At 69.1% G+C, this 13,856-nt stretch carries 12 protein-coding genes; 7 read left to right on the forward strand and 5 right to left on the reverse strand.

Going from position 1 to position 13,856, the window contains the following annotated elements; translation table 11 throughout:
- Nucleotides 1-159: 159 nt before the first annotated feature.
- From LG391_RS16790 to LG391_RS16820, 7 genes are all read left to right on the forward strand, one after another.
- Nucleotides 160-1,356 (forward strand): mandelate racemase/muconate lactonizing enzyme family protein, encoded by a 1,197-nt coding sequence (locus LG391_RS16790; protein WP_225769147.1) that lies wholly within the window; start codon nucleotides 160-162, stop codon nucleotides 1,354-1,356.
- 143 nt (nucleotides 1,357-1,499) lie between these two features.
- Nucleotides 1,500-3,005, forward strand: a complete 1,506-nt coding sequence (locus LG391_RS16795; protein WP_225769148.1) for a sugar ABC transporter substrate-binding protein — start codon at nucleotides 1,500-1,502, stop codon at nucleotides 3,003-3,005.
- Nucleotides 3,006-3,076: 71 nt separating this feature from the next.
- Entirely contained in the window at nucleotides 3,077-4,033 is a 957-nt protein-coding gene (locus LG391_RS16800; protein ID WP_225769149.1) for a carbohydrate ABC transporter permease, read from the forward strand.
- Nucleotides 4,030-4,920 (forward strand): carbohydrate ABC transporter permease, encoded by an 891-nt coding sequence (locus LG391_RS16805; RefSeq protein WP_225769150.1) that lies wholly within the window; start codon nucleotides 4,030-4,032, stop codon nucleotides 4,918-4,920. Before LG391_RS16800 ends, LG391_RS16805 begins: the two co-directional genes overlap by 4 nt.
- A 15-nt stretch (nucleotides 4,921-4,935) precedes the next feature.
- The gene (locus tag LG391_RS16810; protein ID WP_225769151.1) at nucleotides 4,936-6,033 is read left to right on the forward strand and encodes an ABC transporter ATP-binding protein; all 1,098 of its coding nucleotides are present in this window, start codon (nucleotides 4,936-4,938) and stop codon (nucleotides 6,031-6,033) included.
- Between the two features lie 48 nt (nucleotides 6,034-6,081).
- A complete protein-coding gene (locus LG391_RS16815) occupies nucleotides 6,082-7,254 on the forward strand; it encodes a mandelate racemase/muconate lactonizing enzyme family protein (protein ID WP_225769152.1) in 1,173 nt (390 codons plus the stop codon).
- Nucleotides 7,255-7,403: 149 nt separating this feature from the next.
- The gene (locus tag LG391_RS16820) at nucleotides 7,404-8,147 is read left to right on the forward strand and encodes a ribonuclease activity regulator RraA (RefSeq protein WP_225769153.1); all 744 of its coding nucleotides are present in this window, start codon (nucleotides 7,404-7,406) and stop codon (nucleotides 8,145-8,147) included.
- 17 nt (nucleotides 8,148-8,164) lie between these two features.
- Here LG391_RS16820 and LG391_RS16825 read toward each other — a convergent pair whose 3' ends face one another.
- The 5 genes from LG391_RS16825 to LG391_RS16845 are packed head-to-tail and all read right to left on the reverse strand — an operon-like array spanning nucleotide 8,165 to nucleotide 13,763.
- Nucleotides 8,165-9,322, reverse strand: a complete 1,158-nt coding sequence (locus tag LG391_RS16825) for an iron-containing alcohol dehydrogenase (protein ID WP_225769154.1) — start codon at nucleotides 9,320-9,322, stop codon at nucleotides 8,165-8,167.
- A gap of 46 nt (nucleotides 9,323-9,368) precedes the next feature.
- Nucleotides 9,369-9,704: a helix-turn-helix transcriptional regulator gene (locus LG391_RS16830; protein WP_225769155.1), complete on the reverse strand. Its 336-nt coding sequence runs from the start codon at nucleotides 9,702-9,704 to the stop codon at nucleotides 9,369-9,371.
- 9 nt (nucleotides 9,705-9,713) lie between these two features.
- Complete coding sequence (locus LG391_RS16835) at nucleotides 9,714-11,219, reverse strand: FGGY-family carbohydrate kinase (protein WP_225769156.1); 1,506 nt, start codon at nucleotides 11,217-11,219, stop codon at nucleotides 9,714-9,716.
- Entirely contained in the window at nucleotides 11,216-12,064 is an 849-nt protein-coding gene (locus LG391_RS16840; RefSeq protein WP_225769157.1) for a class I fructose-bisphosphate aldolase, read from the reverse strand. Before LG391_RS16840 ends, LG391_RS16835 begins: the two co-directional genes overlap by 4 nt.
- Before the next feature lie 10 nt (nucleotides 12,065-12,074).
- Complete coding sequence (locus tag LG391_RS16845; RefSeq protein ID WP_225769158.1) at nucleotides 12,075-13,763, reverse strand: glycerol-3-phosphate dehydrogenase/oxidase; 1,689 nt, start codon at nucleotides 13,761-13,763, stop codon at nucleotides 12,075-12,077.
- Nucleotides 13,764-13,856: the final 93 nt, after the last annotated feature.

The following is a 13,856-nucleotide window of genomic DNA, read 5'->3' on the forward strand; positions in this document are numbered from 1 at the left end:
GCACAAAAAGGCCGCCTCGGCTTTTCTTCACCTAACAAGTTGCAATGCCCCTTGCTTGTGTTAGGCTCGATCCGCGACTGCCTAGATCGGACATAAAAGGGCAGCGGAGAGGAAACACCGGGTGGGCGGCAGCGACCGTCCCCGACCAAGCGGGGCGCCATGAAGATCGTCGATCTGAAATGCGCCGTGATCGGCAAGAACCCGATCGTGCGCATCGTCACCGATGAGGGCCTCAGCGGCTATGGCGAGGTCGAATCCTACAAGCCGTATCTGAAGCCGCACATCCTGCATTTCCGCGACCCCCTGATCGGCGAGGACCCGACCCTGGTCGAGCGGACCATGCTGCGGATCCGCCAGCGCGGCGCCTTCAAGCCCTGGGGGGCCGCGGTCAGCGCCATCGAGATGGCGCTGTGGGACGTCGCCGGCAAGGCGGCGGGGCTGCCGGTACACAAGCTGCTGGGCGGCAAGGTGCGGGACCATGTGCGGGTCTACAACGGCTCGCCGCGCGTGCCGATGGGCGGCTACGCGCCGGGGCATTATGCCGAGGACGCCAAACGGCAGATGGCCCTGCCCGAAGGCTTCACCATGATCAAGCAGGGCATCGGCTTCCACAGCCCGATGAAGCGTGAGATCCCTGGCTTCTATTACGGCAGCCCAGGGCAGAGCGTGTTCCACGGCGCGATGGATTCCGGGCTGATCACCGAGCGCGGCCTGAAGCACATGGTCGACTGCGTCGCGGCGATGAAGGAGGTGCTGGGCGACAGGGTCGCGCTGGCGCTGGACTGCGGGCCGGGCTGGACCGTGCCGGACGCGATCCGCTTCGCCCGCGCGGTCGAGCCGTACAACCTGCTGTGGCTCGAGGACCTGATCACCGGCGACTACGTGCCTTACGTCAACGCCGACGTGTATCGCGAGGTGACCCGTGCCACCTCGACGCCGATCCACACCGGCGAGCAGATCTATCTGCGCCAGAACTTCAAGGCGCTGATCGAAGGCCATGCGGTGAACGTGGTCGGCCCCGACCCCTGCGACGTCGGCGGCATCGCCGAGCTGAAATGGATCGCCGAATACGCCAACCTGCACGGCATCCTGATGGCGCCGCACGGCACCGGCAACGGCCTGCTGGGCCTGGCCGCGCTGGTCCAGGTCTCGGCGACGCTGCCGAACAACTTCATCGCTTTCGAATATCCCAGCGGCAACCCGGCCTGGTGGTACGACATCGTCGACGGCCTGCCGAACCCGATCGTCCGCAACGGGCTGATCGAGGTCTGGGACCGGCCCGGCATGGGCGTCGACATCGATCCCGAACGGGCCCGCCAGTATCTGACCGAGGAGGACAGGGCGTTTTTTGATTGAACGCCCGGTCGAGAAATGCTTTCAGCTAACAACATAACAAAAACCGCAAGTTGTTGCGCACCGATCCTTGACGCGTTTTACCCTCGAAGCCTAGGCTGACCGGAACTCGCAGACGACAAGCGAGGCCATTGGGAGGACCGCTCATGACCAAGCCTCATGCAGGTGACCTCTTTCCCCATGCCGTCGATCGCCGTCGTTTTCTCGGCTATGCCGCCGGGGCCGGGGCGCTGGCCGCAGGCCTCGGCCCGCTCGACGCCCTGGCGCAGGACACGGGCATCGACGTCGCCAACTGGACGCCCGACTACATCAACAGCATCGCCGGCACGCTCGAGGTCGATACCGCGGCGGAATGCGCCAAGGTGGTGCCGCTCGACCACAAGGGCCGGCTGACCTACTGGTATGTCGGGCCGAACGAGGCGTCGCCCCGGATCGACCATGAGATCGACGCCCAGTTCTGGGCCGCCTTCGCCAAGACCTACCCGAACATCACCGTCGAGAAGCAGAACCTCGACTACAACCAGATGCTGAACAAGCTGCGCGCCGCCGCGCTCGGCAACGCCGCGCCGATGGCGGCGAAGCTGCCGATCCTGTGGGGCGTGGAGTTCGCGGCCAAGGGCCAGCTGAGCGAGCTGTCGCCGGAGGCGGTCGGCTACCGCACCGCCGACTACTGGCCCGGCGCGATGAAGTCGGTGACCTGGAAGGGCAAGACCTACGGGGTGCCGACCAACAACGAGACCATGGCACTGATCTGGAATGCCGGGATCTTCAAGGAGGCCGGCCTCGACCCCGAAAGCCCGCCGGCGACCTGGGACGACCTGGTCGCCTATTCCAAGCAGATCAAGGACAAGACCGGCAAGAACGGCTACGGGCTGGTGGCCCGGCCGAACGCCGGCAACACGCCGTTCCGCTTCATGCCGCAATGCTGGGCCTATGGCGGCGGCGCGCTGGACGAGGCGGAGGCGAGCCCGACCTACCAGGAGGTCTACATCAACAACGACGGCTCCAAGGCCGCGCTGCAGGCCTCCTACGACATGTATGTCCGGGACAAGTCGGTGCCGACCTCGGCCCTGACCAACACCCAGACCGAGAACCAGGACCCGTTCATCTCCGGCCAGCTGGCGATGATGATCAGCCATCCGCTGGAATACGCCACCATGCTGGACCGGGCCAAGAAGGCGACCGGCGCCGACAAGGCGGTGGCCGAGGCGGTGGTGGCGAACATGCGCTACGGGCTGATCCCGAAGGGGCCGGCGCGGCGCGCCGTGGTGTTCGGCGGCTCCAACGCCCACATCTTCAATCCCGACGTGGTCGATGGCGGGCTGGACATGGACGCCGCCCGCGCCTTCGTCGCCTTCGCCACCGGGCCGGAATGGTCGACCAAGGTGTCCTGGGTCGGCTCCAACCCCGGCAACACCCGCGGCTTCCGCACCAAATGGATGAAGCAGCGGCTGGACGAGATCAAGTTCCTGAACGTCACCACCTCGATGCTGCCGAGCGGGATCCCGTTCCCGGTGATCCCGGAATCGGCGGAGATCATGAACATCATCGTCCCGAACATGATGCAGAACGCGCTGACCGGGAAGATGACCGTGGCCGAGGCGGCCGACGACGCCGCCAGCAAGATCAAGGACCTGCTGTCGGGCCTCTAGGCCCCGTCCCGCACCCGGCCGGTGCCTGAGGCGCCGGCCGGCCCCTCTCCCCCCACGAAGGAGGTTCGGGCGTGACCACGGCTGCCGCGCAGGACGATGTGCCCAGGGCCCGGGCGGTGCCCCGCCGGCGCCGCCAGGGCCTCGCCCGGCGCATCGCCCGCCACTGGGCCGACTATCTCTACATCCTGCCGGCCTTCGCGGTGATGCTGCTGGTGATCGGCTATCCGATCTACGACACGGTCTACCTGTCCTTCTTCAACACCCCGCCCAGCCTGGCGATGGCCGACAAGACCTATGTCGGCCTCGACAACTACAGCCGCATCCTGGGCAGCGACAGCTTCCGCGAAGTCACGGTCAACACCCTGATCTGGACGGTGTTCTCGACTTTCTTCGCCTTCGTCCTGGGCCTTGGCGCGGCGCTGTCCTTGAACACCTATTTCACCGGCCGCGGCATGCTGCGCGGGCTGTTCCTGATCCCCTATGTGATCAGCGCGGTCGCCGCCTCCTATGTCTGGCGCTGGCTGTACCACAGCGATTTCGGCGTGATCGGCGCGCTGTCGGTGGCTTTCGGCATCACCGAGACGCCGATCAACTTCCTGGACAACGTCCACACCTCGCTGCCGTCGCTGATCGTGGTCAACATCTGGAAGGAGTTTCCCTTCGCCATGATCATGCTGCTGGCCGGGCTGCAGACCGTGCCGGACGAGCTGCACCGCGCCGCCAAGGTCGACGGCGCCGGCACCTGGCAGCGCTTCTGGCACATCACCATGCCGCATCTGAAGGGGGTGACGCTGGTGACCGTGCTGCTGCTGCTGGTCACCAACCTGAACGGCTTCACTATCCCCTGGATCATGACCGGCGGCGGCCCGGCCGGGTCGTCCGACATCTGGATCACCCAGATCTACCAGTTGGCCTTCGGCCGCATCCGCTTCGGCATCGCCTCGGCCTACTCCGTGATCCTGTTCGTGGTGATGATGGCGCTGGGCTGGTTCTACGTCCGGGCGCTGACCCAGGGCGAAAGGCAATGAGCGCCGTGACGCTGGAACAGCGACCCGCCGCCAAGCGCCGCCGCGGCGGCCTCGGCCCCTGGGGCCTGGCCCGCATCGTCTATCTGGTCCTGCTCGGCATCTTCACGGTGCTGCCGATGGCCTGGATGCTGCTGACCTCGGTGAAGACCCAGTTCGCGGCGCTGCAGTACCCGCCGGAATGGATTCCGTCGGAGCCGACGCTGGAGCAGTACACGCGCCTCCTCTCTCCCGCCAACGAGGTCGGGCAGGAGTTCCTGCACTACCTGCTGAACAGCATCCTGGTCTCGACCGCGACCACGATCCTCGGCGTCGCCATCGCGGTGCCGGCGGCCTACGCCTTCTCGCGCTTCCGCTTCCCCGGCCGCAAGCTGCTGTTCTACGCCGTGCTGGTCCGGAACATGTTCCCGGCCGTGGTCTTCCTGATGCCGCTGTTCATCATGATGAAGTGGATGGGACTGGTGAACACGGCCTGGTCGCTGATCCTGACCTACCTGACCTTCGGCCTGCCGCTGTCGATCTGGCTGCTGAAGGGCTTCTACGACAACATCCCGCCGCAGCTCGAGCAGGCGGCGCGGATCGACGGCGCCACGCGGTTCCAGGCCTTCCTGCTCGTGGTCATGCCGCTGTCCTCGCCCGGCATCATCGCCACCGCGATCTATTCCTTCGTCCTGGCGTGGAACGAATACGTCTATGCCCTGACCTTCATCAACGACAAGAGCAAGCTGACCCTGCCGGTCGGGCTGGAACGCTTCTTCACCGAATACGCGACCAACTGGCCCGGGCTGATGGCGGCGTCGTTCATCATGAGCGTGCCGGTCGTCGTGCTGTTCCTGGTCCTGCAGAAATACTTCGTCCGCGCCCTGACCGAGGGCGCGGTCAAGTCCTGACGAGAAGGGGAGCCCATGGCGCAGGTGGTGCTGCGGGACGTGGTCAAGCGGTACGGCGACATCTACGCCGTCGACCACGTGTCGCTGACGGTCGAGGACGGCGAGTTCGTGGCCCTGGTCGGCCCGTCCGGCTGCGGCAAGACGACGACGCTGAACCTGGTGGCCGGGCTGATCGAGCTGAGCGACGGCGACATCCAGATCGGCGACCGGCTGGTCAACGACCTGGACCCCAAGGACCGGGACATCGCCATGGTGTTCCAGAACTACGCCCTGTACCCGAACAAGACGATCTACAAGAACCTGGCCTTCCCGCTGAAGATGCGGAAGCTGCCGGCCGCCGAGATCGAGACCAAGGTCCGGGCAGCGGCGAAGCTCTTGGATATCGAGCATCTGCTGGAGCGGCGGCCGCGCGAGCTGTCGGGCGGGCAGCAGCAGCGCGTGGCGCTGGGTCGGGCCCTGGTGCGCGACCCGCGCGTGTTCCTGATGGACGAGCCGCTGTCGAACCTGGACGCCAAGCTGCGCACCCAGATGCGGTCGGAGCTGAAGCGCTTCCACCAGGACCTGAACGCGACGGTGATCTACGTCACCCACGACCAGATGGAAGCCGTCACCATGGCCGACAAGATGGCGGTGATGAGCGGCGGCGTGCTGCAGCAATACGACACGCCGGAGCGGGTGTTCGAGAACCCGGTCAACACCTTCGTCGCCGGCTTCGTCGGCAGCCCGGCGATGAACCTGGTGCGCGCCCGGGTGGCCGAGAACGGCACCGGTGTTGCGATCGAGAGCCCGGACGGCTGGCGCTGCGCCCTGTCCGATGCCAACGCCCGCAAGGCCCGGGCCGCGCCCGACGGCGAGATCGTGCTGGGCGCCCGGCACAGCACCATCCGGCTGCACCGCGAGGAAACGCCGGGCGCCGTGGCCGGCCGGGTCTACACGGTCGAGCCGACCGGCGACATCACCTACGCCCATGTGCATCTGGGCTCGGCGACGCTGGTGGTCAGCGTCACCCCCGACGTCAAGCTGGGGATCGACCAGCCGGTCTGGCTCGAATTCGACCAGCAGAAGCTGCACCTGTTCGACGGCAGGACCGGCCAGGCGCTGCCGGCCGCCTGAACCCATCACCGGCCCCGATCAAGCGGGCCGGCTCTCGGAGGGAAGCACGTGAAGATCACCAATCTGCGCACCGCCGTCATCGCGGGGAATTTCCCCTGGGTGCTGGTGAAGGTGGAGACCGATGCCGGCATCACCGGCCTGGGCGAGGCCTATTGGGGCGCCGGGGTGGCCGAGCTGGTGCACAAGGCCAAGCCGGTCATCATCGGCGAGGACCCGGTCAACATCGGCAAGATCGTCGAGATCCTGATCCGCTGCCTGTCCGGCGAGGGGTCGCAGGCCGGCGCCACCGTGACCGCGATCAGCGGCATCGAGATCGCGCTGTGGGACCTGATGGGCAAGGCCCTGCAGACCCCGATCTCGACCTTCTTCGGCGGCCGCTTCCGCGACAGGATCCGGATCTATGCCGACTGCCATGCCGGCGACACGCCGGAGCCCGCCTCCTACGCCGCCAAGGCGCGCGAGGTGGTGGCGGACGGCTTCAGCGCCATCAAGTTCGACCTCGACACCCGCAACCCCTACACCATCGACATCTCCGACGATCCGAATCCGCGGCGGCAGTGGTTCGAGCCGTTCAACCGGACCATCGGGTCGCGCGAGATGGCCTGGATGGTCGACGTCGTCCGCGCCGTGCGCGAGGCGGTGGGACCCGAGATCATGGTGGCGATGGACGCGCACTGGAAGTTCGGGGTGAACGACGCCATCAAGCTGGCCCAGGCGCTGGAGCCCTTCGACCTGCTGTGGCTGGAGGACCCGGTGCCGCCCGAGAACATCGAGGCGCAGCGCCACGTCACCCACTCCACCAAGACGCCGATCTGCACCGGCGAGAACCTGTACCGCAAGCACGGCTATCGCGAGCTGATCGAGAAGCAGGCGGCCCGGATCATCGCCCCGGACATCCCGAAGATGGGCGGGCTGGCCGAGGCCAAGAAGGTCGCCGACCATGCCGACCTCTATTACATCCCGATCGCGCCGCACAACGTGGCCAGCCCGATCGGCACCGTGGCCGGCGCCCATGTCTGCGCCGCCATGAACAACTTCCTGGTGATGGAGTTCCACGCCCATGACGTGGAGTGGTGGAGCGACATGGTCGATGGCGGCCCGCCGATCGTCGACGGCTACATCCACCTGAACGACCGGCCGGGCCACGGCCTGACGCTGAACGAGGACGTGGCGCGGGCGCATCTGCAGCCGGGCACCAAGTATTTCGGCGACGAGCCTTAGCCGCCATCCCCTCCCCGTCATTGCCGGGCTTGACCCGGCAATCCAGAGGGTGTCGACGCTCTCTGGATGCCCGGGTCAAGCCCGGGCATGACAAAAGGGAGGAAATCAAGACAGAAGCCTTTGATCTTCAAGACGAAAGCGAACCCACGATGATCGAAACCAGCGACATCAAGCGGCCGCCGGCGGATTGGTCGGCGGCGCTGCAGGCGATCGGCGCCGCCACGGCCAGCAGCACCCTGGCGCATATGGGCATCCGCAACACCCATATCTGCGGCCCGGTGGCCTGGACCAAGGGCAAGGCGATCGCCGGCCCGGCGCTGACGCTGCAGTTCATGCCGAAGCGCGAGGATCTGTACGGCGAGGACGAATACGCCGAGCCGGAAAAGCAGCTGCACCGGCATGTGCTGTACCACGCCCAGAAGGGCGACATCGTCGTGGTCGACGCCCGCGGCGACATGAAGAGCGGCGTCTTCGGCGACATGATGCTGACCTATTTCAAGGGCCGCGGCGGGCTGGGGGTGGTGATCGACGGCTGCATCCGCGACTATCCGAACACCGGGCGGCTGGACCTCGGCTTCTGGCTGCGCGGCGTGACCCCGAACTTCCACACCCAGACCGACCTGATGCCCTTCGGCGTCAACATCCCGATCGCCTGCGGCGGCGTGCTGGTGATGCCGGGCGACATCATCGTCGCCGACGACGACGGCGCCGTGGTGGTGCCGGTCGCCCTGGCGCCGCAGGTGATCGAGAAGGCCACGCAGCATCACGAATGGGAGGAGTTCTCGCGCGAGCGCCTGTCCCAGGGCGGCGACCTGCGGCGCTACTACCCGCTGAGCGACGCGGCGCGGCCGGAATACGAGGAGTGGCTGCGGAGCAAGGGCCGGGCGCCATAGGCGGGCCGGCCCGGAGATCACCCCCAGGCCCGGCGATACAGGTCCTGGATCGTGGCAGCGTCGGGGACCCGCGGGTTGTTCGCAGGCGAGCCCGAGGCCAGGGCCTGTTCGGCCATCAGCGGCAGCAGATCGTCCCATCGCCGCGCATCCAGGCCGTAGGCCCGCGGCGTCGGCACGTCGAGCTCGGCATTGATCCGGTGCAGCGCCTCGACCAGACGCCCGACCGCGGCCTCGTCGCCCTCCCCCGCCTCCGCCAGCCCCATCGCGACGGCGCAGGCGGCGTAGCGCGGCAGGGCCGCCGGGGCCGACCATTCCGTCACCGCCGGCAGCAGCATGGCGTTGGACAGGCCGTGGGCGACATGGAAATGCGCCCCGATCGGCCGGCTCATGCCGTGCACCAGCGCCACCGAGGCGTTGGAGAAGGCGATGCCGGCCTGCAGCGAGCCCAGCATCATCCCTTCGCGCGCGGCGCGGTTGCCGGGATCGTCGCAGGCGGTGCGCAGATGCGCCCAGATCGACTTCATGGCGGCCAGCGCCATCGCGTCGGTGAAGGGCGAGGCGCGGCGCGAGACATAGGCTTCGATCGCATGGGTCAGGGCGTCGATGCCGGTGTCGGCTGTCAGGCGGCGCGGCTTGCCGAGGGTCAGCTCGTAATCGACGATGGCGATGCTGGGCAGGTAGGCGAGGCCGGCGCAGAGCATCTTCTCCTCCGTCGCCTCGTCGGTGACGATGGTGAAGCGCGTCGCCTCCGACCCCGTGCCGGCGGTGGTCGGGATGGCGACGACCGGCAGGCCCGGCGAATCCTCCTGGTGCGGGGCCTTCAGCGCCCGCATGGTGCCGCCCCGGACGCTGAGCACCGCCGCCGCCTTGGCGGTGTCGATCGGGCTGCCGCCGCCGAAGCCGATGACGCAGTCGTGGTCGTCCTCGCGGATAAAGGCCACGGCGGCGTCGACCACGGCCGAGGTGGGGTCGGGGATGGTGCCGGTGAAGGCGCGCGCCGGGATGCCGGCTTCGGCCAGCACGGCCTGGAGGCGATCGAGGGCGCCGTTGCCGGCCAGGAAACGATCGGTGACGATCGCCGGCCGCCTCAGCCCGAGCTGGGCCAGGGCCGAGGGGAGATCGTCGAGGGCGCCGGCGCCGATCCGCATCAGGCGCGGCAAGGCGATCGCGGACATGGGAGTCTCCTGTCAGCGGGTTGCAAAGGTCGGCCGGAGGGGCCGGTCAGGCGTCGTGGAAGTCCGCCCGCGTGTCGCGGAGGCGCCGCTCGATCTGGTCGAGCCGGGCGTTGAGCACGGTGTAGAGCAGGGCCACGTCCGAGCGCAGGGAGCGCAGCAGCCTCTCGGCGCCGTCCCCGGCTTCCTCGTCTCCGTCGGCGTCCGGCGCCTGGCCGTTCTCCAGCGCGTGGCTGATCCGGGCCAGGGTCGAGGCCCGCGGGTTGGCGACGCCGGCCTCGATGTTGTGCAGGCCGGTGACCGACAGCCGGGCCCGGCGCGCCAGCTCCGCCTGGGTCCAGTTCAGCATCCGCCGCGCGGTGCGGATTTCCTCAGGTGCGATCATGCCCTCACCTCACGCATGACCGATCTCCCGCAGCGCCGCCCAGTGCGGCGCCAGGCTGCGGCCGACCGCCTGCCACAGGGCGAAGCGGCGGCGGTAGAAGCCGGCCAGGCAGGGATCCGGCACCACCTCGCGCGGCGGCGCCACCATCGCAGCCGCGGCCTCGTCCAGGTCGGCAAAGCGGCCGGCGCCCACCGCGGCGGCCATGGCGGCGCCCAGCGCCCCCGTCTCCGCCTGGGCCGCGACCCTGACCGGCATGCGCAGCACGTCGGCGATCATCTGCGGCCAGACCGGGCTGCGGGCGCCGCCGCCGGAGATGGTGATACCGCGCAGCTTGGCCCCGGCGGCCAGCAGCTTGTCGACATGGGCGAGATGGGCGAAGGCCACGCCCTCGAACACCGCCCGCACCATGTCGCCACCGTCGTGCCAGCCGGCCAGGCCGAAGAAGCCGGCCCGCGCAGCGGGATCGCCCGCCGCGCCGTAGAGATAGGGATGGTACATCGGGCCGTCGGCCTTGGGCGGCGCGGCGGCGGCCAGGGAATCGGCCAAAGCGAAGACACTGCCACCCGTCCGCCGGGCGTCCTGCGCCAAGAGGTGATGGGCGAGCCATTCGAGATTGGTCGCGGAGGTCGCCGAGTTCTCCATCGACAGGAAGCGGCCGGGCGCCATGCCGGTCGACATGAACACCCCGTCCAGCGGCGCGTCGACCACCACCTGGTTGATGCTCCAGGTGCCGAGGATGATCGAGGCCTGGCCCGGCCGGGTGACGCCGGCGCCGACGGCGCTGGCCACCACGTCGAAGAAGCCGGCCACCACCGGCGTGCCCTCGGCCAGCCCGGTGCGGGCCGCGGCCTCCGCCGACACCGTGCCGACCCGGTCGGTGGGCCAGTGCAGCGGCGGCAGCCTCGTGGCGACGCCGCCGAGGCCGTAGATGTCGAGCAGCCCGTCGTCGTAGCGGTTCTCGGGCAGGCGCAGCAGCCCGGCCCCGCCCATGTCGGTGACATCGGTCGCCACCCGCCCGGTCAGGGCATGGACCACCAGGTCCTTGCACATCAGCACATGGGCGGCGCGGACCAGCACCTGCGGCCGGTGCCGCGCCATCCAGGCCAAGAGCGCCGGTGTCTGCGACGGCCAGGGCCGCTGCAGGCAGATCACCGCCGCGGCCTCCCCCACCCCGTTGGCCGTCCACTCCTCGACCAGCCCGGCAGTGCGGGAATCGAGCGACTGGATCGCCGCCAGCGGCCCGCCTTCGGCATCGAGCAGGTAGAGGCCGTTGCCGTGCCCCGAGGTGCCGATGCCGGCGATGTCGCGGCCGTGCAGGCCGCTCTTGTCCAGGAGCTCGCGGACGAGATCGGCGAGGTCGACGCGCAGCCGGCCGATGTCGCGCTCGACCATGCCCGGCTCCGGGCTGTGGCCGCCGGTGTCGCGATGGGCGCAGGCCAGCTCCCGCCCCGCATCGTCGAACAGCAGCGCCTTGACCCCGGTGTTGCCGGCATCGATGCCCAGCCAGGCGCTCATCGGCCGCCACCGTTACGGTAGATCGCCCAGGCGGCGTCGGCATCGGCGCCGTCATGGATCATCGCCATCAGCGCCGCCACCACGGCGCCCGGATTGTCGTGCTGGTAGATGTTGCGGCCATAGACCATGCCGTGCGCGCCCTGGGCCATCAGCGCGGCGGAGGTGTCGAAGACCCGCCGCAGGTCGGCCTTGCCGCCGCCGCGCACCAGCACCGGGCAGCGCGCCGCCTGGACCACATGGCGGAAATCCGCCGGGTCGTCGGTCGGGTCGGCCTTGACGATGTCGGCGCCGAGCTCGCGCGCCAGCCGCACCAGGGTGACGATCTTCTCGGTATCGCCGTCGACCAGGTAGCCGCCGCGCTCGCTCGGCTGCATCACCAGCGGCTCGATCATCAGCGGCATGCCGTATTTCTCGCAGTCGTTGCCGAGCCGGCTGATGTTCTGCACACATTGCCGGAACAGTCCCGGCTCGTCCGGCAGCATGAACAGGTTCACGACGACGCAGGCCGCGTCAAGCCGCAGGGCCGGCAGGATCGGGTCGGCCTCGTTCTGCAGCCCCGCCCACATCTCGCGATGGCGCTGGCGGTTGTAGGGATTGCCCATGTCGCCCCGCATCCCCAGCGCCGGCCGGTTCTGCCCCGGCATCGACGGCAGCAGGTCGGCCTGGCCGTAATTCATCTGGATCGCGTCCGGCCCGGCCGCGGCCAGCATGCGGACCACGCCCGCCATGTCCTCCAGCCCGGCCATGAAGGACGGCTCGTTGCAGACGCCGTGGTCGATGGCGACGTCCAGGCAGCGGCCGTTGCGCATCAGCCGGTTCAGGCGGACCTTCTTGGTCAGATACATCGGAAACCCCTCAGTGTTGCCCGGCCTGCAGCACGCGGTGGCGGCGGGCCATGATGTCGTCGAAGCGGGCGGCGGCGGCCGCGGTCTCGGCCTTGCTCCAGCCCAGGGCGGCGGCAACCAGGTCGCCGGCCTCCGCCACCAGGGCCGGCGAGATCCGCCCTTCCATGCCCAGCAGGGTGCGGCGCAGCAGCAGGTCGCCGATGTCGCGCACCCGTTCGGTCTCGATCAGATACTGCAGCTCGCGCCGCGAATAGTCGGGCGCGGCGGCGACTGGCGCGTCCGGCCCCTCGCCCAGGAAGCGGGCGACGGCAACGGCGCGGCTGCCGTAGCGCTCGGCCAGGACCCGGAAGTGCTGTAGCGGCATTCCCGTGGCCTGCGCCTGCTCCTGCAGCCAGCGCTGCCGGGCCTCGGCGTCGCGCGGAAAGCCGCGGCCGCCCCCGATCGCCAGGTCGCGGGTGTCGACCTTGCGCGACCGGCCGAGCTGGGCCAGGGCCAAGTCGGCGACCTCCTCGCCGAAAGCGCGGAAGGTGGTCCATTTGCCGCCGATCAGGGTCAGGACGGCGAAGGGCAGCGCGCCTGGCGGGTCGACCTCGACGGCATGGTCGCGGCTGATCCGCCCGGTCGCCTCGTCCTCGCTGACCGGCAGCGGCCGGACGCCGGTGAAGACATGAACGATCTCGTCGTCCCGGACCTCGAGATCCGGAAAGATCCCGGCCAGCGCGGCGAGCATGTAGCGCTTCTCGTCGTCCAGGCACACCGCGTCGTCGGGGTCGTCGATCCGGATGTCGGTGGACCCGACCAGGGCAGCGCCGGCATGGTTAAAGGCGATGCAGATGCGGCCGTCGTCGTTCTCGAAATAGATCATCCGGCCGTCCAGCGCTTCCTGCAGCGCCCGGTTGCGGATCATCAGATGCGACCCCTTGGTGCCCTGGACGCGGCGCCGGTTGGTGGCCGGTCCGATCGTCCCGCCGACGAGGTCCACCCAGGCGCCGGTGGCGTTGACGACGACGCGCGGCGCGATCCGCCCGCTGGCGCCGGTGATCCGGTCGCGCCAGGCCAGGCCGTCGCCGTCGCGGCCGGTGATCTCGGTGTAGGAGAAGGCGCGGGCGCCGGTCTCGGCCTCGGTGTCCAGCACCAGCTCGATGCCCAGCCGCTCCGGATGGGTGACGCGGGCGTCGTAGTACAGAACCCCGGCCACCGCCCGCCGGGTGATGCCCTTGGCCAGACGCTGCAGCTTCGCCCGTCCGATGCCGCGGTGCCGCGGCATGGTGCGGCTGCGCCAGGACAGGAGGTCGTAGAGGGCGAGGCCGGTGCGGATCATCAGGCCAGGCCGTGCCTGCGGCCGTTCGGCGATGCCGAGGAAGGCGCCGATCGTCGCCAGAGTGCCGCGCAGCCGGGCCGTCACCGGCACCAGGGTCGGCAGCGGCGAGACGTAGTGCGGGGCGTTGCGCAGCAGCCGGTCGCGCTCCTGCAGCGACTGGCGGACCAGCCGGAACTCCCCGTTCTCCAGATAGCGCAGCCCGCCATGCACCATCCGGGACAGGGCGGCACTGGCGCCGGAACAGAAATCGTCGCGCTCGACCAGCACCACGTCGATGCCCTGCAGCGCCAGCTCGCGGAAGGTGCTGATGCCGTTGATGCCGCCGCCGATCACCAGGACATCGGCCCGCTCGGGGATGGACGAGCCATTGCCGGTCATTGTCTCGTGCCCTGCGACGCATGGCCGACGCGGCCGGTTTTGTTTTGCCTCTCCCGCCGGACGCGGGAGAGGTCGGACATCCGCCAGGATGTC

This window comes from Inquilinus sp. Marseille-Q2685 (genome assembly GCF_916619195.1).
Taxonomy (GTDB): Bacteria; Pseudomonadota; Alphaproteobacteria; order DSM-16000; family Inquilinaceae; genus Inquilinus.